General features: G+C 59.2%; 19 protein-coding genes. 8 read left to right on the forward strand and 11 right to left on the reverse strand.

The window, feature by feature from the left end; genetic code table 11:
* Positions 1–100 precede the first annotated feature (100 nt).
* The 5 genes from ACM6IT_RS19985 to ACM6IT_RS20005 form a co-directional block, all read right to left on the reverse strand.
* Entirely contained in the window at positions 101–802 is a 702-nt protein-coding gene (locus tag ACM6IT_RS19985) for an ABC transporter ATP-binding protein (RefSeq protein WP_015093834.1), read from the reverse strand.
* Positions 803–1,570, reverse strand: a complete 768-nt coding sequence (gene livG, locus ACM6IT_RS19990) for a high-affinity branched-chain amino acid ABC transporter ATP-binding protein LivG (RefSeq protein ID WP_056720826.1) — start codon at positions 1,568–1,570, stop codon at positions 803–805. It lies immediately after the preceding gene.
* Positions 1,567–2,823 (reverse strand): high-affinity branched-chain amino acid ABC transporter permease LivM, encoded by a 1,257-nt coding sequence (locus ACM6IT_RS19995; RefSeq protein WP_414913846.1) that lies wholly within the window; start codon positions 2,821–2,823, stop codon positions 1,567–1,569. The genes livG and ACM6IT_RS19995 overlap by 4 nt, the downstream gene beginning before the upstream one ends.
* A complete protein-coding gene (gene livH, locus ACM6IT_RS20000; protein ID WP_007947264.1) occupies positions 2,820–3,743 on the reverse strand; it encodes a high-affinity branched-chain amino acid ABC transporter permease LivH in 924 nt (307 codons plus the stop codon). The genes ACM6IT_RS19995 and livH overlap by 4 nt, the downstream gene beginning before the upstream one ends.
* A gap of 233 nt (positions 3,744–3,976) precedes the next feature.
* Positions 3,977–5,104, reverse strand: a complete 1,128-nt coding sequence (locus tag ACM6IT_RS20005; protein WP_056720823.1) for a branched-chain amino acid ABC transporter substrate-binding protein — start codon at positions 5,102–5,104, stop codon at positions 3,977–3,979.
* Positions 5,105–5,454: 350 nt separating this feature from the next.
* Here ACM6IT_RS20005 and ACM6IT_RS20010 point away from each other — a divergent pair, with 350 nt between their 5' ends.
* A complete protein-coding gene (locus ACM6IT_RS20010) occupies positions 5,455–5,760 on the forward strand; it encodes a DUF2288 domain-containing protein (protein WP_056720820.1) in 306 nt (101 codons plus the stop codon).
* 295 nt (positions 5,761–6,055) lie between these two features.
* Here ACM6IT_RS20010 and ACM6IT_RS20015 read toward each other — a convergent pair whose 3' ends face one another.
* Positions 6,056–8,251, reverse strand: coding sequence for a hypothetical protein (locus tag ACM6IT_RS20015; RefSeq protein WP_056720819.1), 2,196 nt, complete (start codon positions 8,249–8,251; stop codon positions 6,056–6,058).
* Positions 8,252–8,447: 196 nt separating this feature from the next.
* Between ACM6IT_RS20015 and ACM6IT_RS20020 the strand changes: the two genes are divergently transcribed.
* Entirely contained in the window at positions 8,448–9,344 is an 897-nt protein-coding gene (locus tag ACM6IT_RS20020; protein ID WP_414918550.1) for an NAD(P)-dependent oxidoreductase, read from the forward strand.
* Here the strand turns inward: ACM6IT_RS20020 and ACM6IT_RS20025 are convergent.
* Positions 9,301–11,517 carry a putative bifunctional diguanylate cyclase/phosphodiesterase gene (locus ACM6IT_RS20025; protein ID WP_414913842.1) on the reverse strand — a complete coding sequence of 739 codons (2,217 nt, stop codon included), beginning with the start codon at positions 11,515–11,517 and terminating at the stop codon, positions 9,301–9,303. The two genes, ACM6IT_RS20020 and ACM6IT_RS20025, sit on opposite strands and share 44 nt — an antisense overlap.
* A gap of 147 nt (positions 11,518–11,664) precedes the next feature.
* Positions 11,665–12,030, reverse strand: coding sequence for a YkgJ family cysteine cluster protein (locus ACM6IT_RS20030; protein ID WP_046043993.1), 366 nt, complete (start codon positions 12,028–12,030; stop codon positions 11,665–11,667).
* A gap of 256 nt (positions 12,031–12,286) precedes the next feature.
* On the opposite strand from ACM6IT_RS20030, the gene ACM6IT_RS20035 reads away from it, so the two are divergent.
* Positions 12,287–13,636 carry a spinster family MFS transporter gene (locus tag ACM6IT_RS20035; protein ID WP_414918551.1) on the forward strand — a complete coding sequence of 450 codons (1,350 nt, stop codon included), beginning with the start codon at positions 12,287–12,289 and terminating at the stop codon, positions 13,634–13,636.
* Between the two features lie 167 nt (positions 13,637–13,803).
* Here ACM6IT_RS20035 and rapA read toward each other — a convergent pair whose 3' ends face one another.
* Entirely contained in the window at positions 13,804–16,650 is a 2,847-nt protein-coding gene (rapA, locus tag ACM6IT_RS20040; protein WP_056720815.1) for an RNA polymerase-associated protein RapA, read from the reverse strand.
* A gap of 217 nt (positions 16,651–16,867) precedes the next feature.
* Between rapA and ACM6IT_RS20045 the strand changes: the two genes are divergently transcribed.
* The 3 genes from ACM6IT_RS20045 to ccoM all read left to right on the forward strand — a co-directional run bounded on the left by ACM6IT_RS20045 (position 16,868) and on the right by ccoM (position 17,725).
* Positions 16,868–17,209: a hypothetical protein gene (locus ACM6IT_RS20045; protein ID WP_056720814.1), complete on the forward strand. Its 342-nt coding sequence runs from the start codon at positions 16,868–16,870 to the stop codon at positions 17,207–17,209.
* A gap of 99 nt (positions 17,210–17,308) precedes the next feature.
* Positions 17,309–17,470, forward strand: coding sequence for a hypothetical protein (locus ACM6IT_RS20050; RefSeq protein WP_008074569.1), 162 nt, complete (start codon positions 17,309–17,311; stop codon positions 17,468–17,470).
* Between the two features lie 144 nt (positions 17,471–17,614).
* Entirely contained in the window at positions 17,615–17,725 is a 111-nt protein-coding gene (gene ccoM, locus ACM6IT_RS20055) for a cytochrome c oxidase subunit CcoM (RefSeq protein ID WP_007976669.1), read from the forward strand.
* Positions 17,726–17,979: 254 nt separating this feature from the next.
* On the opposite strand, the gene ACM6IT_RS20060 is transcribed toward ccoM, so the two are convergent.
* Positions 17,980–19,455, reverse strand: coding sequence for an inorganic phosphate transporter (locus ACM6IT_RS20060; RefSeq protein WP_056720812.1), 1,476 nt, complete (start codon positions 19,453–19,455; stop codon positions 17,980–17,982).
* A 376-nt stretch (positions 19,456–19,831) separates the two neighbouring features.
* Complete coding sequence (locus tag ACM6IT_RS20065) at positions 19,832–20,032, reverse strand: hypothetical protein (protein ID WP_008054177.1); 201 nt, start codon at positions 20,030–20,032, stop codon at positions 19,832–19,834.
* Between the two features lie 690 nt (positions 20,033–20,722).
* Between ACM6IT_RS20065 and pcaR the strand changes: the two genes are divergently transcribed.
* Entirely contained in the window at positions 20,723–21,565 is an 843-nt protein-coding gene (gene pcaR / locus ACM6IT_RS20070) for a pca regulon transcriptional regulator PcaR (RefSeq protein WP_008054175.1), read from the forward strand.
* Positions 21,566–21,688: 123 nt separating this feature from the next.
* Positions 21,689–23,035 (forward strand): MFS transporter, encoded by a 1,347-nt coding sequence (locus tag ACM6IT_RS20075; protein WP_056720808.1) that lies wholly within the window; start codon positions 21,689–21,691, stop codon positions 23,033–23,035.
* Positions 23,036–23,124 lie beyond the last annotated feature (89 nt).

Below are 23,124 nucleotides of genomic sequence, written 5' to 3' on the forward strand. Positions count from 1 at the left end.
AAGATCAAAAGATCGCAACCTTCGGCAGCTCCTACACCGATCTCATTCGCAGGCATAAAAAACGGCCCGCAAAGGCCGTTTTTTTGTTTACCGCAATGGCTCAACCACCGAGGTAGGCTTCGCGCACTTTCGGGTCGGTCAGCAGGGCTTCACCTGTGCCTTGCATCACCACCCGGCCGTTCTCCAGAACGTAGGCACGGTCAGCGATTTTCAGCGCCTGGTTGGCGTTCTGCTCGACCAGGAACACCGTCACACCGTCCTTGCGCAGCTGTTCGATGATGTCGAAGATCTGCTGGATGATGATCGGTGCCAGGCCCAGGGAAGGCTCGTCGAGCAGCAACAGCTTGGGCTTGCTCATCAGCGCACGGCCGATGGCGAGCATTTGCTGTTCGCCGCCAGACATGGTGCCGCCGCGCTGGTTGAAGCGCTCTTTCAGGCGTGGGAAAAGTCCGAGAACCTTGTCCATCTGTTCCTGATAGTCGCCCTTGGCGGTGAAGAAACCGCCCATGGACAGGTTTTCTTCCACGGTCAGGCGGGAAAACACCCGGCGACCTTCCGGCACAACCGCGATGCTCTTGCGCATGATCTGCGAGGAGTCCTGGCCGACCAGTTCCTCACCCATGTAGCGGATGCTGCCGCTGTGGGCGCGCGGCGAACCGCAAAGCGTCATCAGCAGCGTGGACTTGCCGGCACCGTTGGCGCCGATCAGGGTCACGATCTCGCCCTGGCGGACTTCGACGTTGACGCTGTGCAGGGCCTGGATCTTGCCGTAGAAGGTGGAAACGTTTTCGAACTGCAGCATTTACGCTTCCCCCAGGTAGGCTTTGATCACTTCAGGATTGTCGCGGATCTGTTCCGGCGTGCCGTTGGCCAGGGGCGTGCCCTGGTTGATCACGACGATGTGGTCGGAAATGCTCATGACCAGCTTCATGTCGTGTTCGATCAGCAGCACGGTGACGTTGTGCTCTTCACGCAGCATGCTGATCAGCGCCTTGAGGTCCTCGGTTTCCTTCGGGTTCAGGCCGGCGGCCGGTTCGTCGAGCATGAGGATGCGCGGGCGGGTCATCATGCAGCGGGCGATTTCCAGGCGACGTTGCTGACCGTAGGCCAGGGTGCCGGCCGGACGGTTGGCGAACTCGCGCAGGTTGACCTTGTCCAGCCAGTACTCGGCGTATTCCATGGCCTCGCGCTCGCTCTTGCGGAACGACGGGGTCTTGAACAGTCCGGACAGGAAGTTGGTGTTCAAGTGACGATGCTGGGCGATCAGCAGGTTCTCGACCGCCGTCATGTCCTTGAACAACCGCACGTTCTGGAAGGTGCGCACCACGCCCTTGAGGGCGATCTTGTGGCCGGGCAGGCCTTCGATCGCCTCGCCGTCGAGCAGGATGCTGCCGCCGCTCGGCTTGTAGAAGCCGGTCAGGCAGTTGAACACGGTGGTCTTGCCGGCGCCGTTGGGGCCGATCAGCGCAACCACTTGTTTCTCTTTCACGCTCAAGGCAACGCCGTTGACCGCCAGCAAGCCGCCGAAGCGCATGCTCAGGTTTTCTACTTTGAGGATCTCGCGGCTCATTTGCGCAGCTCCATGTGAGGACGTTGCATGGGCAGCAGACCCTGAGGGCGCCAGATCATCATCAGTACCATCAAGGCACCGAACATCAACATGCGGTACTCACTGAACTCACGCATCATTTCCGGCAGCAGGATCATCACCACGGCAGCGAGGATCACGCCCAGCTGCGAGCCCATGCCACCCAGCACCACGATGGCGAGGATGATCGCCGACTCGATGAAGGTAAAGGACTCCGGCGTCACCAGGCCTTGACGGGCAGCGAAGAAGCTACCGGCAAAACCGGCGAAACTCGCACCCAGGGTGAAGGCCGACAGTTTGATGATGGTCGGGTTCAGGCCCAATGCACGGCAGGCAATTTCGTCTTCACGCAACGCTTCCCAGGCACGGCCCAGGGGCATGCGCAGCAAGCGGTTGATGACGAACAGCGCACCCAGGGCAAGCAACAGCGCAACCAGGTAGAGGAAGATCACCTTGTTGATCGAGTTGTATTCCAGGCCGAAATACTCATGGAAGGTCTGCATGCCTTCCGCAGCCTTGCGTTCGAAGGTCAGGCCGAAGAACGTCGGTTTCTCGATGTTGCTGATGCCGTTCGGACCGCCAGTGAGGCCGGTCAGGTTACGCAGGAACAGACGGATGATTTCACCGAAGCCCAGGGTCACGATCGCCAGGTAGTCGCCACGCAAGCGCAGCACCGGGAAACCGAGCAGGAAGCCGAAGGTGGCTGACATCAGGCCGGCGATCGGCAGGCAGATCCAGAAGCTCAGGCCGTAGTAGTGCGACAGCAGCGCGTAGCTATAGGCGCCGACGGCATAGAACCCGACGTAACCGAGGTCGAGCAGACCGGCCAGGCCGACCACGATGTTCAGGCCGAGGCCGAGCATCACGTAAATCAGCACCAGCGTGGCGATGTCCACCGCACCGCGAGAGCCGAAGAACGGCCAGACCAGGGCACCGGCGATCAGCGCAATGATGACCCAACGCTGAGTGGTCGGCAGGGTCAGGAAGTTGCTGGCCTTGGCCGGGATCAGCGGCATGCTCGGCGAAGAGCGCCAGGCCGAGCTGATCTGCTGGTCGAACAGCACACGCAGGAACATCAGTACCGAGCACACCGCGATGGTGATCAGGGTGGCGTCGCTGGTGCCATGAACTTCGAGGTTGATGCCGACGATGGTCAGCTTCAGACCGAGTACCGGGTAGGCCACGGCCCACACCAGCAAGGCACTGAACAGTGCCTGTTTAAGATTCCTAGTCATACCTTCTCAACCTCCGGACGGCCCAGCAGGCCGGTTGGCCGGAACAACAACACCAGGACCAGCAGGCCGAACGCCACGACGTCCTTGTACTGGTCGCCGAAGATATCGGCACCAAAGGCTTCCGCCACGCCAAGTACCAGCCCGCCGAGCATGGCGCCCGGAATACTGCCGATACCGCCCAGCACGGCTGCGGTGAAGGCCTTGAGGCCAACCAGGAAACCGGCGTTCGGGTTGATCACGCCGTATTGCATGCTCAGGAGCACGGCGGCAATGGCTGCCAGTGCCGCACCGATGACGAAGGTCAGGGCAATGATGTTGTTGGTGTTGATACCCAGCAGGTTGGCCATCTTGATGTCCTCGGCGCAGGCGCGGCAGGCGCGACCCAGGCGAGAGCGGGAGATGAACAGGGTCAGGCCGAGCATGGCGACCAGGGTCACCACGAACACCACGATTTGCATGTAGGAAATCAGCACTTCATGTGCGCCACCTGGCCCAAAGGCAAAGTTGCCCGGAATCAGGTTGGGGATGGATTTGTCCTTGGAGTCTTGCGCCAGCAGAACGGTGTTCTGCAGGAAGATCGACATGCCGATGGCGGAGATCAGCGGGATCAGACGGTTGCTGCCGCGCAAGGGGCGGTAGGCGATCCGTTCGATGCTGTAGCCGTAGGCACTGGTTACAACGATGGTGGCGAGAAAAGCTGCGGTCATCAACAGCGGCACGCTGTCGAGTCCCAGCATGGCCAGCCCGGCGATGGCGATGAACGCCACGTATGAACCGATCATGTACACCTCGCCGTGGGCGAAGTTGATCATTCCAATGATGCCGTAGACCATCGTATAGCCGATGGCGATCAGGGCATACGTGCTGCCAATGGTCAGGCCATTAACCAGCTGTTGGAAGAAGTGATAGATGTCAGGCATTACAGCGCTCCTAAAAACCTGATACGCATTTCACTGGTGGAGTCATTTTCCCGCCCGGGCCCCGTGGATCTGCATCCACTTCGAATCCGGGGTTTGCCAGCGAACCGCTGATGACGGTTTTGAGATTTTCAGGTGGGGAGACTGGCGGATCACGCCAGCGCGGCCCAGATACGTTCGTAAAACAAAGCCCACGGCACGCCGTGGGCTTTGTTGGCAGTCAGTCAGGCAATGCCTTACTGAGGCTTGGCTTCAGTTTTTGGTTTGCCGAAGTGCCACTCGTAAACCACGAATTTGAAGTCTTTCAGGTCGCCTTTTTCGTCGAAGCTCAGGTCGCCGGTAGGCGTCTTGAAGGTGCCGGCGTGGATGGCTTCAGCCACTTTGGCGGAGTCTTCGGACTTGGCAGCCTTGATGCCGTCGGCGATCACGGTCACAGCCGAGTAGGCCGGGAACACGAACGGACCGCTCGGATCTTCTTTCTTGGCTTTGAACGCATCAGCCAGGGCAACGTTGGCCGGATCCTGGTCGAAGGATTTCGGCAGGGTCACCAGCAGGCCTTCGGAAGCATCCTTGGCGATCTGCGAAATGGAGTCGTTACCCACGCCTTCCGGACCCATGAACCTGGCTTTCAGGCCTTTTTCCTGGGATTGACGCAGGATCAGGCCCAGCTCCGGGTGGTAGCCGCCGTAGTAGACGAAGTCGACGTTGGCTTGCTTGAGCTTGGAGATCATCGACGAGAAGTCTTTGTCGCCGGCGTTGACGCCTTCGAACACGGCGACTTTCACGCCTTTGCCTTCCAGGGTTTTCTTCACGGCGGTGGCGATGCCTTCACCGTATTGCTGTTTGTCGTGCAGAACAGCAACGATCTTCGGTTTTACGAAGTCGGCAATGTAGTTACCGGCGGCAGGGCCCTGGGCGCTGTCCAGACCGATGGTGCGGAACACCATTTTGTAACCACGGGCGGTGATGTCCGGGCTGGTGGCAGCCGGGGTGATCATGATCACGCCTTCGTCTTCGTAGATGTCCGAAGCCGGTTGAGTGGAGCTGGAGCACAGGTGACCGACTACGAACTTGACGCCGTCGTTGACGACCTTGTTCGCGACTGCCACAGCTTGTTTCGGATCACAGGCGTCATCGTATTCAACGGCTTCGAGTTTCTTGCCGTCCACGCCGCCCTTGGCGTTGATTTGCTCGATGGCCATTTTGGCGCCACTGAACTGCATGTCGCCGTATTGGGCTACAGGGCCGGTCTTGGGGCCGGCGATGCCGATCTTGATGGTGTCAGCTGCGAACGAATGGCTGGCAACCCCGGCCAGAACCATAGCGGCAAACAGTTTGGAAATCTGCTTAGTAGCCTTAGTCATAGTGCTCCACTCTTACTGTTGTAGTTTTTATAGTCCTGGCGCCGAAAGCAGCAGAACCGGGTCAGATATCTGCGACATTCCCCGGAAAAGTCCCTCGGCAACTGTACCGGTACAGTGTAGAGCGCCGATTGTCAGCCTGGGAAGGCAGCGCCGGGGGACAAAACCTGCAAGTGTCGCTTTATTGAAAGTAAAAGACAGAATTGCGGCGGGGTGTTGAGGGGCTTATAGCCATATTCAGTGCATTCCCTGGCTTTCCTGCGCTTTTCATTTCGGTCACTCAATTGCATCCGGGTTTTTCTGCCAGACCACCGACGTTATCATCTACGTCGATTTCTTTTCCGGACAGTCCCATGAATCAAGAACCTAGCACCCTCTATGCCAAGCTGCTTGGTGAAACCGCATCTATTACCTGGAAAGAGCTGGAGCCGTTCTTCGCCAAGGGTGCCCTATTGTGGGTCGATCCTGGCCTGGATCTGATCGCCGCCGCCGAGGCCGTGGCCCAGGATGAAGGGGAGAAAGTGGCTGCCTGGCTGGCCGCTGACAAGGTCGCCAAGCTGTCTGAAACGCGGGCGCTGGATCTTTTTGAGCGTGATCCGCAGTTGTGGGCCGTGGTTGTTTCGCCGTGGATTCTGATCCAGGAAAGAGCGCAGGTATAAAAGGCTGCACCTGATTGGTGCGCTTCTTTCAGAGGGAAAAGTGTGTAGCCGAGTAGCGTGATGGCATGTTGCCGTAGAGAAAGGCCACAGCCTCACGGTGACGTAAACGTAACGGGAACAGTTGGGAGGGCAGCTGAACGTCTGCTCAATTGTTTCTGAATGTTGGATAAAAGATCAAAAGATCAGATCAAAAGATCGCAGCCTTCGGCAGCTCCTACAAAGGCGCGCTGCGGTGTCATGTGAACCGCAGCCCGTAGGAGCTGCCGAAGGCTGCGATCTTTTCAGGCATACCTCATCAAGCCGTCTTGCCCGTATGGTTATTCAACGAAATAACCTTGGTCTTGCCGATGCGGTGACGGTAGATCTCGCGCAGGTACTTGATCGATTTCTTCACGCAATCCCGGGACAGGCGGATGTCATTGATCGAGACAAATTTTTCCTTGTCGTTGATCAGTTCGCGGTACTTCTTCTCGTACATCGGCTTGATCGCGTACCAGTTGGTATCGAGGATCTTCGCCGGGTTCTCGAATTCGTTGAGCAATTCGTCGATGCGGTCTTCATCGAATTGTTCGTTGATGATGAAGTCCAGGATCGAGTTGTCCAGGGTCTCGTCGAATCGGTACGGGTTTTTCGCGAAGCAGCGCTTGATGAACGCCACGATCAGCGTCAGGAAGTCGTCCGACAGGCACGGGCTCTTGGCGATCAGGGTGGTCAGCGACAGGTTGGCCGAAGCACCGATCACCAACGCGTAGCGCTTGAGTGTGGTGTTGGGGAACAGGCTGTTGAGGTGGGTCTTCAACCGGTTCAAATCCATGTAGGACAGCTTGTAGTCCTTCGGCAACGAAACGATAGACACCACCGACGAGCAATTCTTGAAGAAGTGCAGGTCATGCAGGGCCGCCGCGTCGTAACCCGAGTTCTTGTACTGTTCCAGCGACGCGCGATAGCGCTTGGACTCGATCGGCAACAGGCTGATGCCTTCGATGGCCTGGGTGACCTTGTTGAAGTGCGGCAGATCGATCGAACGGAAGAACAGGTCGTCGATGTTCAGGCGCTGCGGCTCTTTCTCGAACACTTTGAATTTGTCGCTGCTCGGTGCCGGGGTTTCCGGCACCACGGACTCGGCGTAGGCAATCGCCACCGGGCCGGCCAGGCTCATGAACAGGTCATTGGCGTCCAGGCGGATGGTTTCGCCGATATCGATGCCGGCGCGACGGAAATAGTTCTGGTCGTAGTCAGTCGTAACTGCCTGCGCCGTCAGAATGTTGAAGATCTGCTGCGAGATGTACTGGTTGGCGTGCTTTTCCATGGCATTGACATCAATGTTCTGGATGTTGCCGTCATCGTTCTCTTCGGCGTAACGCATGATGTCGTTGGAGATCAGCATCATCGCGTTCCACGGGCGGATGCGGCCCATGACGCTGGCTTCGCTGCTGTCTTCGTTGGCGAAGTTGTAGGAGAAGTCCCACTCTTCCGACAGGTATTTGCACAGCAGTCGACCGGCGTTGATGTGCAACGCCTCGGACATTTCACTGCGGTGATCGGAAATGTTCGGCAGTACACAGATGCCACTGGTGAAGATCGGTTCGAAGACGAAGGAGTGGCCGCTCTTGCTGTCGTGCTCGTCCATCGGCTTGGTGTCGAACGTCTTGTTCATATACGAATGCTGCTGGGCCAGGCCGAATTCCGAGGCCATGCCCGAGCCGGTACCGCCGCCGGCACTGAAGATCGAGAAATACAGGCGCGACTGGTTGGCCTTGATGCCACAGCTGTCGATCAGGTACGAGTGAATCATCTTCCAGTCGGGGCTGGAGAAACGCTGGGTGTCCTTGTTCAGGATGATCTTGGCCAGGTACTGGCCGAGGATCGGCGCGTTACCGGCGCCACCGGCATGGACTTCCGACAGGTCCATGATTTTCATTTTGCTGTAGTCGCGCAGGAAGCCGCTTTTTTCGCCCTTGCGCGAGAAACGGATGCGTCCGGCGATGTCTTTGTCCAGGTCCCCGAGCATCACCAGCGGCTCGACCAGAAACACTGGCTTGGTGTTTTTGTTCTGGCCCAGGCGCAGGTTGTTACGGATCCACTGGGCCGGGCTGTAGCCCTTTTCGGTAAAACGCTTGTCCGGCGACAGGCGATCTTCGTTGTTGAATTCATTGAGGTAGAACTTGCGGGCGTTATACACAAGCTCCGCCACGTCCAGCGCAATGTTCGAGCCGCAGCGGCCCAGGCCGATCAGGCACACCGACGGGAATTCCTGATCGCTGTGCTGTTCGCTGTCGCCTTCCAGGTGCGGTGCGCGCGGGAACACCATGTCGCGCAGGCCGTCGAGGTTGTCGAGGATGCGGTCGGTGTTGGTTTCGGTGAAGTAGAGGTATTGCTGGGTCGCCAACGGGCGCGATTGAATCAATGGCTTCGGTGATGACGGGCTGTTGGCCGCGGGGCTCAACGTCAGATCGGTTACCGCAGTGGCCGGGTTGTTTTTAGAAGTCATTGTTCGCCATCTACCTGGGCTGATTGGTTGGCCGACTCGCAGTCGTCGAACCGTCACGGAATACAATCGCGTCTTTTTTCAGCGCGTACTTGGACCATGCCTTGGTCTTTAGCCTGAGTATTGCTCGGGGTGAATCCTTTCCTAAGTCATGATGAATCGGCCAATATTCGGTGATCTTTAATCAAGAAGAGGCAAAATGATGTCAACGCTACCTTCGCTAGGGTTTGCCGGGATCGGCCTGATGGGGCTGCCGATGTGCCGGCGCCTGCTGGCCGCGGGTTACCCGCTGGCGGTGTGGAATCGCAATCCGGACAAGTGCAGGCCGCTGGTGGAGGCGGGCGCGCGTCAGGTCGCCAGTCCGGCCGAGCTGTGCCGGCACGCTGACGTGGTGATGCTGTGCCTGGCGGATACTTCGGTCGTACGCGAGGTGGTATTTGGTCCGGCAGGCGTTGTGGAGGGCGCAAAAAAGGGCCAGCTGCTGGTGGATTTCTCCAGCCTGGAGCCCAACGCCACGCGGGAAATGGCCGCAGCACTTGCCGCTAGAACGGGCATGGGCTGGCTCGACACGCCGGTGTCCGGCGGCGTGGTCGGTGCCGAGGCTGGAAGCCTGGCGATCATGGTCGGCGGTGAATCACAGGATCTGGAGCGGGTCCGGCCTGTGCTGTTGAACCTGGGGCAGCGTGTAACACACATGGGCGGCGTCGGGGCAGGGCAGGTGACCAAGGCGTGCAATCAGATGATCGTCGCCTGCAATGCATTGGTGATTGCCGAAGTGGTCGCGCTGGCGGAGCGTTCCGGGGTCGATGCCAGCCTGATCGCCGAAGCGCTGGCCGGCGGCTTTGCCGATTCGAAACCCTTGCAGATCCTGGCCCCGCAGATGGCGCAAAACCGTTTCGAGCCAGTCAAGTGGCATGTGCGCACCTTGCTCAAGGATCTGGATACAGCGGTGAAGTTTTCCCGTGAGCAAGGCTCGGCAACACCGATCAGCGGCCTGGCCGCGCAGTTGATGCGCCTGCATGGAAGTCAGGGTTTCCTTGAAAAGGACCCGTCTACATTAGTGCAGATGTACCGTGAGCCAGGCTCAGCGTCGTGACGGTGCAGGTGTCCTTGCGCTGGTTGATTTCGTTCAGCACCGGAAGCAACTCGGCCAGTGGCACTGGCCGGCTCAGCAGATAGCCCTGAACGAAGTCACAACCGTGGTTTTCCAGGAATTGGTACTGCTCGAAGGTTTCGACCCCTTCGGTGACCACTTGCAGGTGCAGGGTATGGGCCATGACGATGATGGCCTGGACAATCTCCATATCCTGGGTCGCCTTGGGAATGTCCTGGATGAACGAACGGTCGATTTTCAGCGTGTTAAGCGGCAAGCGCTTGAGGTAGGCCAGGGATGAATAGCCGGTGCCGAAGTCATCGATCGACAGCGAAACGCCGAGAGCGCGTATCTGCCGCAGTAGCACCAGGGTGTTGGCGATATTGCCCATCAAGGCGTTTTCGGTAACCTCCAGTTCGAGCCGGTGGGGCTGCACACCGGAGGCTCGCAATGCGTATTCGATTTCATCGGCCAGTTCTTCGCGCGCCAGGTTCAGGGGCGAACAGTTCACGGCGATCTTCAGGTCCTCACAGCCTTGGCGCGACAACTCGCCCAAGTCTTCGCAGGCCTTGCGCAGCACCCAATTGTCCAACTCGGCGATCAGGCCGTTGGCCTCGGCGATGGCGATAAAACGATCCGGTACGAGAAAACCGTGGACCGGGTGTTGCCAGCGGATCAAGGCTTCGAGTTTGCTGACCTGGCCGGTCTTGAGGTCATAGATGGGCTGGTAATAGAGCATCAAACCGGTGTCTTCACGCAGGGCGTGGCGCAACTCCTCTTCCAGTTGCAGCTCGAGTGTGGCGCGGGTCTTCAGGTTGGCGCTGAAAAAATTCAGTCCATTGCGACCGCTGCCTTTGGATTGATACAGCGCCAGATCGGCGTTCTTCAACAGTTCCTCACAGGTCTTGCCGTCCTCCGGAAACAGGCTGATGCCGATGCTTGTGGTCATGACCATGCGCCTGCCGGCCAGCTCGATGGGCTCCTTCATCTTGAGCATGATGCGTTGGGCCATATGCCGCGCTTCTTCACGATCACGCAGATCGATGAGCAGGCAGAACTCGTCACCACCGAAGCGCGCGACCACGTCCTCGTGACTGCGAATCGAGCTCTTGATGTGCCCGGCAAGCACCTTTAGCAGTTCGTCACCGGCATCGTGGCCAAGGCTGTCGTTGATCCGCTTGAAATGGTCGATGTCCAGGAACAGGACCGCCAGCATTCCACCTTCGTTGGTTTTCTCGATGAGTTTTTCGGCGAAGATCTGGTTGAACCCGCGGCGGTTGATCAGGTTGGTCAGCGCGTCGTAGTGCGCCACCTGTTGCAGCGACATGCGCGCCTGGTCCAGTTGGCTGAGCAGGGAGTTGACCCGTTGCAGGTCGTGGTCCTTGTGTTGCAGTTTTTTGTCCGCCAGTGCCGCGCTGATGCTGCTGCCGATGATCAGCAGGGCCATGACCGTCACGGTCAGTGCCAGTTGCAGGTGGCTGTGTTCGCCGGATTGCACCGGCACGCTGTCGCTGGGCAGCACCAGGTTGAAAGCGGCCATGGCCGTGAGGTGCATGCCGAGGATACCCGCCCCGAGCACCAGGCTGGCGCAGCATTTAAAGAGCTGATGCAGCATGCCGACGCCGTCGCGCAGATACCATGCCAGCAATAAGGCGGCCAGCGCGGCACCGATCGCGATCGCGATGGAAAGGGCGAACAGGCCCGGATGGTAATAGACCGAGGCCTCGGAGTGCATGGCCGTCATGCCCACGTAATGCATGGTCGCGATGCCCAGGCCGATTCCGATCGATGCCTTGAGACAGCGCTGCAAACTCAAGTCCGGTAGGCTGAGGGTATGCATGGCCAGCCACGCGGCGAGCAGCGCGATGGTCAGCGAAAACAGCGTGACAGGCAGTTGGTAGTGAAGATCGACAGGCGCCTGGAAGGCCAGCATCCCGACGAAGTGCATGGCCCAGATACCGCCGGCCAGGCATCCGCTGCCCACCCAGCGCCAGAGTGTCTTGGACGCGGATTTCTCAGCGTGAGCAACCCGTTCGGCCATGTCCAGTGTCGCGAAACAGCCGACACAGGCGACCAGATAAGCGAGCAGCACCAGAAAAGGGTCATGTGTGCAATTGAGTATGACCTGCCCGCTCTCTGGTAGCTCGGTAATGAAATGCAAACCAAGCCACTCCATAGCATGCCCCATCGTTATCCTTCAGGCCGGCGCAAGTGGCGACGGCGAATGCCTTGGAGTATAGAGGGCGTGGATGGAGCGCAAGCGGTAGTGGCACATTGGTGCCAATGATTTTGACATTAGCCTGATAGCGATTAGTGCTAGTAGTCAGGCGATTTGCTTCTGAGGCGTCTCGAACGCAGGTTGCAGTGCCGGCAAGCCGAAAGCGGCACGGGCCGCATCGCAATCGGGATTGGCCAGGCCATCGACCCAGGAAGCGTCGAATTCCCGACAGGTGCTGGAGCGTTTTTCGTAAATCGAGCACTGCACCGTACTGCCCACGTCTCCGACCAGGCTGGTGCAGCGTACGGGTTTGCAGCCGGTGCCGAGCATCGCGACCCGACTGGGGCTGATCTGCTCGACAAGCTCATCGGGTACCGTCCCCCCGGACGAGGCGCATTCACCCCAGAAAAATGACACGCGAAAGTGAGAACAGCAGGCACCGCAATTCAGACACGGACTGGCTTCGGACATGGGCAATTATCTAAGGAAAAGTGGAGACACAGGGGGGAAACAAGGCCGCTATTCTAGGCTTCGCCAACGGCTTGGGAAGGGGGGCTCAAAGGTATTTTTCATAGGCTGGACGGGCTACGAAATACCCTGTGGGAGCGGCGGTGCGCGATGGGTTGATATCAGCCTGGCGAATAATGAAAGACAGTCGTGGCCGGCCTGTCTAGATTGCAAAGTCCGGGGGCAGTGACGCCCCAAAAACAATAAAAGAGACGGACCCATGCAGAACTCGACCCAAGCGGCCAATGCCTGGCGCATTCTGTTCCTGTTGTTCCTGGCCAACCTGTTCAATTTTTTCGACCGCACCATCCCGGCCATCATCATCGAACCCATTCGCATGGAATGGCACCTCAGTGATTTCCAGTTGGGGATCATCGGGACGGCATTCACCATCGTCTACGCCATTGCCGGCTTGCCGCTGGGGCGCATGGCCGATACCGGTTCGAGGAGCAAACTGATGGGCTGGGGGCTGGCGGTGTGGAGCGGGTTGACCGCCGTCAACGGCATGGTGGGCAGTTTCTGGAGCTTCCTGATCGTGCGCATGGGCATCGGCATTGGCGAGGCCAGCTACGCGCCAGCCGCCAACTCGCTGATCGGCGACTTGTTTCCGGCTCACCGCCGGGCGCGGGCCATGGGGATCTTCATGTTGGGGCTGCCATTGGGGCTGTTGCTGGCGTTCTTCACCATTGGCTGGATGGTCAAGGCCTTTGATAGCTGGCGCGCGCCGTTCTTTATCGCGGCGGTGCCCGGGCTGATCCTGGCGATCTTCATGTTTTTCATCAAGGAACCCAAGCGCGGCGCCGCCGAGAGCGTTCAGGTTTCGCAGGAAAAGATCGATCGACCGATCCGGCGGGTACTGGCTGTGCCAACCTTCCTGTGGCTGGTGATGGCCGGCCTGTGTTTCAACTTCGCTACCTATGCCTGCAACTCGTTTCTGGTACCGATGCTGCAACGCTACTTCCTCATGCCGTTGCAGGATGCCGCGGTCGCCACCGGGGTTATTGTCGGCGTGACCGGTTTGGTCGGCCTGACCCTCGGAGGCTGGATTGCGGACAAGATTCACCAGCGGGTCGCCAACGGGAGGCTGTTGTTTGCCGCCTTCAGCCTGGTGATTTCGACGGTTTGCACCGCATGGGCGTTGCATTCCGGGCGAATCGAGATCGGTGTGTTTGTTGCGGTGTTTAGCCTGGGTTGGTTGTTTGCCTACAACTTCTACACCTGCGTGTACACGGCGATTCAGGATGTGGTCGAACCGCGTTTGCGGGCAACGGCGATGGCGCTGTTCTTTGCCGGGCTGTACCTGTTGGGCGGTGGCCTGGGGCCGGTGGTGGTCGGGGCCTTGTCGGATCACTTCGCCCACACGGCGATGCTTGCGGCGGGCGCGGAACAGATGACCGAGGCGTTTAAAGCAGTCGGCCTGCATGACGCGATGTACCTGATTCCGGTGGCGCTGTTGTTCACCGTGGTGTTTCTGTTCCTGGCTTCACGGTGTTTCGTGCGCGATGCCAAGCGGATGAAGGAAGGGTTGGTGGCGGTGGTTGAGCCTGACAGTTCTGCAGTGACTGCTTAACCGCCTTCGCGAGCAAGCCCGCTCCACATTGGTTTTGTGAACGCCACAGATCAAGTGTGGAGCGGGCTTGCTCGCGAAGAGGCCCTGCGCATCACTACAAAAACCAGATAAACAAAAAAGGCCCGCATCACTGCGGGCCTTCTTTTTATAGCGGTGGAAGAGGGTTGTTAACCCGCCACCAATACTCGAATCGCTTCCAGTCGCAGCGCAGCCTTGTCGAGCATGGCCAGGCCTTGCTCGCGTTGTTTGCGCAGGGCCACCAGTTCGCTGTCGCGCACGGTCGGGTTGACCGCTTGCAAGGCGGTCAGGCGCGCCAGTTCTTCGTCGGTATCGGCGGCCAGGCGACGTTGCGCCTCGGCGACACGTTCAGTGTGGCGCGGCAGGATCTTCGCTTCACCGGCGTTGATCCGTGGCGTCAGTTGGTCACGCTGGGCCTGGATGAACTTGTTGGCGCTGGCACGCGGCACGCTTTCGAGCTGGTCGTTCAAGGTCTCGAACGACACGCGGGCCGACAGGTCGTTGCCGTTGGTGTCGAGCAGGCAGCGCAGGGCGGCCGGCGGCAGGTAACGGCCCAGTTGCAGCGAGCGCGGGGCAACCACTTCGCTGACATACAGCAGTTCCAGCAACACGGTGCCCGGCTTGAGTGCCTTGTTCTTGATCAGCGCCACGGCGGTGTTGCCCATGGAACCGGACAGCACCAGGTCCATGCCGCCCTGGACCATCGGGTGCTCCCAGGTGATGAACTGCATGTCTTCGCGAGACAGCGCCTGGTTACGGTCGTAAGTGATGGTCACGCCTTCGTCATCGCCCAGCGGGAAGCTGGCATCGAGCATTTTTTCACTCGGTTTGAGGATCAGTGCGTTTTCCGAATGGTCTTCGCTGTCGATGCCGAAGGCGTCGAACAGGGTTTCCATGTAGATCGGCAGCGCGAACTGATCGTCTTGCTCAAGGATATCCTCCACCAGCGCATCGCCTTCGCCCGCGCCGCCGGAGTTCAGCTCCAGCAAACGGTCGCGACCGGTGTGCAGCTCGGCTTCCAGACGTTCACGCTCGGTGCGGGCTTCGTCGATCAGCGCCTGCCATTCGCCATCGTCGGCTTCTTCGAGCAGTGGCAGCAGGCGCGGGCCGAACTGGTGCTGCAAGGCGTTGCCGGTCGGGCAGGTGTTGAGGAATGCGTTCAGCGCTTCGTGGTACCACTGGAACAGGCGCTCTTGCGGGCTGGTTTCCAGGTATGGCACGTGCAGTTCGATGATGTGCTTCTGGCCGATCCGGTCCAGACGACCGATGCGTTGTTCCAGCAGGTCCGGGTGGGACGGCAGGTCGAACAGCACCAGGTGATGGGAGAACTGGAAGTTGCGACCTTCACTGCCGATTTCCGAACAGATCAGCACTTGCGCGCCAAACTCCTCATCGGCGAAGTAGGCAGCGGCGCGGTCACGCTCGAGGATGTTCATGCCCTCGTGGAACACCGTGGCCGGGATGCCGGAACGCACGCGCAGGGCGTCTTCCAGGTCCATGGCGGTTTCGGCGTGGGCGCAGATCACCAGTACTTTGGTGCGCTTGAGCATCTTCAGCTGGTCGATCAGCCATTCGACGCGCGGGTCGAACTTCCACCAGCGTTCCTCTTCGCTGGCGTCCGGTTGGGCCTGGAAGCTGACTTCCGGGTACAGCTCGGCGTGATCGCCCAACGGCAGTTCGAGGTATTCGTCCGGGCACGGCAGCGGGTACGGGTGCAGCTTGCGCTCCGGGAAACCCTGCACGGCGGCGCGGGTGTTACGGAACAGTACGCGGCCGGTGCCGTGTCGGTCGAGCAGTTCGCGCACCAGACGGGCACTGGCTTCAGTGTCGCCATCATTGACCGCGGTCAGCAGGGCTTCGCCTTCATTGCCGAGGAAACCGTGGATGGTCTTGTGCGCTTCAGGCGACAGGCGTCCCTTGTCGAGCAGTTCCTGAACGGCTTCGGCCACCGGGCGATAATTTTCGCTCTCGGCGCGGAAGGCTTGCAGGTCATGGAAACGGTTCGGATCCAGCAGGCGCAGACGAGCGAAGTGGCTGTCCTGGCCCAGTTGTTCCGGGGTGGCGGTCAACAGCAGCACGCCGGGAATGGTTTCGGCGAGTTGCTCGACCAGCGAATATTGAGGGCTGACCTGATCTTCATGCCACACCAGGTGGTGAGCTTCGTCGACCACCAGCAAGTCCCAGCCTGCCGCGAACAGCGCGTCCTGGGCCTTCTCGTCGTCCACCAGCCACTCAAGCGCGACCAGCGCAAGCTGGGTGTCTTCGAACGGGTTGCTGGCATCGCTTTCGATGAAGCGTTCTTCGTCGAACAGAGCGACCTGCAGGTTGAAGCGGCGGCGCATCTCGACCAGCCACTGGTGCTGCAGGTTTTCCGGAACCAGGATCAGCACGCGGTTGGCACGGCCCGAGAGCAATTGGCGATGGATCACCAGGCCGGCTTCGATGGTTTTGCCCAGGCCCACTTCGTCGGCCAGCAGAACCCGTGGCGCGATACGGTCGGCGACTTCGCGGGCAATGTGCAACTGGTGCGCGATCGGTTGCGCACGCACGCCGCCCAAGCCCCAAAGGGCGGACTGCAACTGGCGGCTGGTGTGTTCCAGGGTGTGATAGCGCAGGGAGAACCAGGCCAGCGGGTCGATCTGGCCGGCGAACAGACGGTCGCTGGCCAGGCGGAACTGGATGAAGTTCGACAGTTGGGTTTCCGGCAGGGTGACCACTTCGTTCTGTCCGTTGAGGCCGTGGTAAACCAGCAGGCCATCGACGTCATCGACTTCGCGAACAGTCAGCTTCCAGCCTTCGAAGTGAGTGATGGAATCACCGGGCGAAAACCGCACACGGGTGAGGGGCGCATTCCTTAGCGCGTACTGGCGAGTGTCGCCAGTGGCCGGATAGAGCACGGTCAACAAGCGGCCGTCCTGTGCCAGAACGGTGCCTAAACCCAGCTCGGCTTCGCTGTCACTGATCCAGCGTTGCCCCGGTTGATACTGCTGCGCCATGCTGCCTGACTCCCACCTGAAAAAGCGGGCTATCTTAACGGAATGAGGGCTTCAGGGCCAAAGGACTCTCAGAAAAACTCACAGTCATACGTTAGTCCACCTGTGCATGACGCGCCGCCCGGTGCACTAATGAGTGCCAAATGAGTCACAGTTTGCGACCGATGGCTCAAGTCGCCATCCCCGCAGCCGACAGCCTGCTGACAGGAGACTGAAAACCATGCTGCCACCGATGCTCCCCTTGAGTGCCGTGCCGATCACTTCACAGACCGACCCGATCCGTCAGCGTCCGGATATTCCTCCGGTGGTGCCGGTGCAGGAAAGCTCCAGTGAAAGTACGATCGACCTGCAAAAGCGCAATCCTGAAGAGGACGGGCTGGTGCTGCGCGAGGAACAGCGCCGCAGACAGGAGCAGGAACGACGTCGCCACGAGGCCGATCATGACCCCGAGGCTCACATGGCGATTCCCGGGGATGAACTCAATGCCGATAACACCGTGCCGGTGGCACCGCTGATGGAAGATCAGCCGCGGCAGGGGCTGTGGGTCGATATCGAGATTTGAGCGCAGGCTGGTCAGCTCAGTCATCAAGCCGCATTATTAGCGCAGGGTTGCCGACCGCTACGGCAGCTGAAACTCATTTCAAGCGATGCACTGACCGCCATGAGCCAAGACGACAAACTGATTGACCTCAATGCCGAGCGCGCCAAGCGCGTTCATGACCTCAATGAAAAGCGGCTCAATGAAGTTCGCCAGGCGTTCGAACAGGCCATGCCGTTGGGCAAGGCTAAAAAAAAGCCGAAGAACAAACCGAAAAAACGCTGAAATCCCCCCGCATTCATTGATGCGGGTCAAACTTCTCCCTTCCTCTTGCCCAGTCTCGGGCGACATTGATCCCGGTCAATATTCTCTCCTGCCCGTTTGGTTAACTTAGCCCTATCGCAACAGGGCAGGTACAGGAGACGCGTCATGTTTTTCGACAACGTGGTGATCGCCGGAGTGCTGACTGTCAGCCTCATGTTTGTATTTTTTGCAGGGTTCGGACTTTTTATCTGGAAGGATTCGCACAAGCGGAAATAACCGCAGTTCTTTCCAGATGTAATGAGCACGCAAGGCATTTTGGGCAACTTCGGTTGCCCTTTTTTTTGTCTGCAGATTTGTACGATATTCCCTGTAGGAGCTGCCGCAGGCTGCGATCTTTTGATCTTGCTTCTTAAAAATAAAATCAAAAGATCGCAGCCTGCGGCAGCTCCTACAGGGGGAGTGTGGTGTTTTGGCAGCAATAAAAAAGGCGCGTTCCTTGCGGAGCGCGCCTTTTCTGGTTTGGCTGCTTATCAGCTGCCAAGGGCCTTCGAGGCCAGCCAGAACAACCCGGCCGACAGGGCCACGGTGGCTGGGAGGGTCAATACCCAGGCCAGCAGGATGGTTCTGACGGTGCCGCTTTGCAGGCCGCTCTTGTTGGCGACCATGGTGCCCGCCACGCCCGAGGACAGCACGTGGGTGGTGGAAACCGGCAGGCTGAAGATGTTGGCCATGCCGATCAGGCTGGCGGTGGTGATCTGCGCCGACATGCCTTGGGAGTAGGTCATGCCTTGCTTGCCGATTTTCTCGCCAATGGTCAGTACCACGCGTTTCCAGCCGACCATGGTGCCCAGGCCCAAGGCCAGTGCAACCGCCAGGATCACCCAGAACGGAGCGTATTCGGTGGTGGTGGTCAGGTCCTTGCGCAGTTTGTCCAGGTCAGCCTTTTCACGGGGGGCGAGCGTTGGCAGCTTGCTGACTTTCTTCGCCGTGTCGTCCAGGCAGAGCAGGTAGCGACGTACTTCGATGCGGCTTTCCGACGGCAGCGAGTGGTAGTCGGCTACACCCTTGAGGGTGCCGAGCAGGGCGGTGATGGTCGGTTCGGTCTGTTGCGGGTTGCAACGGAATTTCTCCGGCAGATCGCCATCCAGGCTCTTGCCCAGGGCCAGGAACTCGCCCAGTGTTTCGGAATTACGCTGGTAGAACTGGCTCAGGTGCAACGTGGCGTCGCGAGTCCGCTCGATCTGGTAGGTCGTGCTGTTCAGGTCGAGGACGAACTGCGCCGGCACGATACCGATCAGGACCAGCATGATCAGGCCGATACCTTTCTGGCCATCGTTGGAACCGTGCACGAAACTCACGGCCATGGCCGAGATCACCAGTACCAGGCGATTCCAGAATGGCGGGTGCTTCTTGTCGTCGATCTTGCGGCGCTGTTCCGGCGTCTTGTGCATCTTCGACAGTGGACGCCACCATTTAAGGCCGATCAGGATCAGCGCGGCGATCAGGAAGCCGGCCATCGGCGAGAACACAAGCGACATGGCGATATCGATCGCCTTCTGCCAGTTCACGCCATCGGCCAACGGTATGTCGTTGATCAAGGCGTTCGCCAGGCCCACACCGAGAATCGAACCGATCAGCGTGTGGGAACTGGACGCGGGAATACCGAAGTACCAGGTGCCCAGGTTCCAGGTAATGGCGGCGGCGAGCAACGAGAACACCATGGCCAGCCCGTGACCGGTGTTCACATTGATCAGCAGTTCTACCGGCAACAGGTGGACGATGGCATACGCCACGCCGACCCCGCCCAGCAGCACGCCGAGGAAGTTGAACACACCGGAGAAGAACACCGCCAGATGAGGCGGCATGGCTTTGGTGTAGATAACGGTCGCCACCGCGTTAGCGGTGTCATGAAAGCCGTTGATGAACTCGAAGGCGAGGACAAAGGCCAGGGCGAGCAAGAGGCTCACAAGCACCCAAGCATCCAGTCCGCTGAATAAATCGATCATGAAGGTTTTCTGACCCGGTCATAAGGGGGCGCGATTATGCCAGAAAAGACTGCTAATCAATGCACTAGCTGCTCATCGGTAACATTCTTCAACGAATTTTTTTGCCGCCGTACCTGAAAACCCACGGTTTTGCTGCGTTTTTTAAGTCATTGATTTAATTGAAAAAATACACTGTCACAAAACCTTCACGGCCCGTTAAGAGGGGCTTGAACGGATGTGAGAAAAATCTGAGAAATAGGTCAGATCCCGGAATTCTGTCGGATTCGGCGACGGTGATGGCCGCTGCCCGCTCGTAGCGGGCGCGAAAGGCAGCATCCATACATCCCGCTTTTAGCGGGTGCAGAGGCAGGCCTTTGTCAGGATCAGGCCGAAGCAGTCATGGCTCTTCGGCTTTGAGTTCCTTTTCCATTTTTTGAATTTCCTGCTGGAAAACCTGATCCTGAACAGTGGCGCGTTTACGCCAGGGTTTGCGTTCCGGTTCGGGCTGAGCGGCGTAAGTGGTGACTTCTCCGCCGTAAACTTCCTTGTAACGTTGTTCCTGGCGCTCTAGTTCCGCGCGCAGTTCGTCTTTCGTCACAGTGCTACCTGATTGAGTTGGGATAAATTCTGGTGAAAACGCGCTGCATCAAATCGTTTGATCACGTTCGTCGAATGAGACAATGCCGTCAAGGCATCGTTTTTGACAACAACGTGATCAATACTTCCATGTCACAGGCGGCCACGGCACCAGAGATAAACAGCTGACGTAGCTTCAGTTTCCTGGTTCGGCAAGCGCATCGGCAAGGCTGTGCAATGCGAATCTGGCGCTTGCAACGGGCAACGGCGATGGATCAGCGCGTTGCCGGGCAGCGGGTTCGGCAAGTAAAAAACCGGAGCGCTACTAAATTGTATTATAGCGGCCGATTTGAAGAACACTATCTCCAAAGAGTTAAAAGTTGTTCTTGGTGTGTGACCGTTTTGTTGCCTGCAACTTTACAATGAAGTAGAGCGTCGACTGATACCAGATCGCTGCGATGCCTTTCTGACGCCATTAAGTCAGGTAAGTTTCGGTAATTGGATTGCCCCATTAAGTCCTGTGCCGAGTCAACGTAAACATAGGGGTGAGAGTCGGCGAAAACCGGGTGTCGGTGGATCGGGTTGTTCATAGGGTGGATTGCGATTATCGGTCGATCGTTCGATAATCGCACGGAGTTGGCAGGCCGGGCTTGAGCGTCAGGCGCCAGCCCTTTGTAATAGTCGCTGATCCGAATGGGTAAAAGGACCTTGTATGAACGATCAAATGCGCAATTCCTTCGCTTCAGTGGCTCCTCCCATCGTTGCCTCACCAGCCAAACGGATCCAGGCGCTGACCGGCGACCCGGATTTCATGACGTCCCTGGCCCGTGGCCTGGCCGTGGTGCAAGCGTTCCAGGAGCGCAAGCGGCACCTGACCATCGCCCAGATCAGCCACCGCACGGAAATCCCCCGCGCCGCCGTGCGCCGTTGCCTGCACACCCTGATCAAGCTCGGCTACGCCACCACCGACGGCCGCACCTATTCGCTGCTGCCCAAAGTGCTGACCCTCGGTCATGCCTATGTGTCATCCACGCCGCTGGCGGTTTCCGCCCAGCCTTACCTGGACCGCATGAGCGAACAACTGCACGAGGCCTGCAACATGGCCACGCTGGAGGGTGATGACATTTTGTACATCGCCCGCTCCGCGACCACCCAGCGCCTGATTTCGGTGGATCTGTCAGTGGGTGGGCGCTTGCCGGCCTATTGCACGTCGATGGGGCGCATCCTGCTGGCCGCGCTGGATGACACGTCCCTGGGCGAATACCTTGACCACGCCGAATTGCAGGCCAAGACCAGCCGCACGATCCACACCCCCGAGGCGCTACTCGAATGCCTGCAAGAAGTACGACTGCAAGGCTGGTGCATCGTCGACCAGGAACTCGAGCAAGGGCTGCGTTCGATTGCCGTCCCGGTGTACGACGCTTCCGGGCAGGTGGTTGCGGCCCTAAACGTCAGCACCCATGCGGGGCGGGTCAGCCGCAATGAACTGGAGCAGCGTTTCCTGCCCGGTTTGTTGAGTGCCAGCCGAGACCTCAGCGCCCAGCTGTTTGCCTAAGCTGTTCGATAAACGCACAGAGTCGCGTTTATCGAATTGACGCTGTTTCCTCCGGATCATTACTGTCGCGGCTTCGTCAGCATCTGCTGACACCGTTCGACTGCGATCCGTGGAATAAAAATAATGAACCAGCCTCAGTCTGCTGTAGGTAACTGCCTCGACGTGCAGTCCTTCATCAATGCCCAACCCATTTCGCGCTACCAGTGGCGCGTGGTGATCCTGTGTTTCCTGATTGTCTTCCTCGATGGCCTCGACACCGCGGCCATGGGTTTCATCGCCCCGGCCCTGTCCCAGGACTGGGGTATCGACCGCGCCAGTCTCGGCCCGGTGATGAGTGCGGCGTTGATCGGCATGGTCTTCGGCGCACTGGGCTCCGGCCCTCTGGCTGACCGCTTCGGGCGAAAAGTCGTACTGGTCGGCGCGGTGCTCTTGTTCGGTGCCTTCAGCCTGGCCTCGGCCTACAGCACCAATGTCGATCAGTTGCTGGTGTTGCGCTTCCTGACCGGCCTGGGTCTGGGTGCCGGCATGCCAAACGCCACCACGCTGCTGTCGGAGTACACCCCTGAGCGCAAAAAGTCCCTGCTGGTGACCAGCATGTTCTGCGGCTTCAACCTCGGCATGGCTGGCGGCGGATTTATCTCGGCCAAGCTCATTCCGGCCTTTGGCTGGCACAGCCTGTTGCTGATCGGCGGAGTTCTGCCGCTGATCCTCGCCGTCGTTCTGCTGTTCTGGCTGCCGGAGTCGGCGCGTTACCTGGTGGTGCGCAACCGCGGCACGGACAAAGTGCGCAAGGCACTGGCGCCGATCGACCCGACGGTAGTGGCCCAGGCGTCCAGCTTCAGCGTGCCGGAACAGAAATCCGTGAAGGCACGCAATGTGTTCGCGGTGATCTTCTCCGGTACCTACAGCACCGGCACCTTGCTGTTGTGGCTGACTTACTTCATGGGCCTGGTAATCGTTTACCTGCTGACCAGTTGGCTGCCGACCCTGATGCGTGACAGTGGCGCGAGCATGGAGCAGGCCGCCTTCATCGGCGCGCTGTTCCAGTTCGGTGGCGTTTTGAGTGCGGTAGGCGTGGGCTGGGCAATGGACCGGTTCAATCCGCACAAGGTCATCGGCACTTTCTACCTGCTGGCCGGGGTGTTTGCCTACGCGGTAGGGCAGAGCCTGGGCAACATCACAATCCTGGCGACCCTGGTACTGGTGGCCGGGATGTGTGTCAACGGTGCGCAATCGGCAATGCCGTCACTGGCGGCGCGGTTCTATCCGACTCAGGGGCGGGCCACCGGCGTGTCGTGGATGCTCGGCATCGGCCGCTTCGGCGCCATTCTCGGGGCGTGGATGGGTGCGACGCTGCTGGGGCTTGGCTGGAACTTCGAGCAGGTGCTGACGGCGCTGGTGATTCCGGCGGCGCTGGCAACGACGGCGGTGGTGATCAAGGGCATGGTCAGTCATGCGGATGCGACCTGATTCCGGTTTGAAATAGTGGTGTAGCAGTAAAAGATCGCAGCCTGAGGCAGCTCCTGCAGGGGAATGTGTAAATCTGTAGGAGCTGCCGC

Origin of the sequence: Pseudomonas sp. IT-P4 (assembly GCF_949767755.1) — a bacterium.
Taxonomy (GTDB): Bacteria; Pseudomonadota; Gammaproteobacteria; order Pseudomonadales; family Pseudomonadaceae; genus Aquipseudomonas; species Aquipseudomonas monachiensis.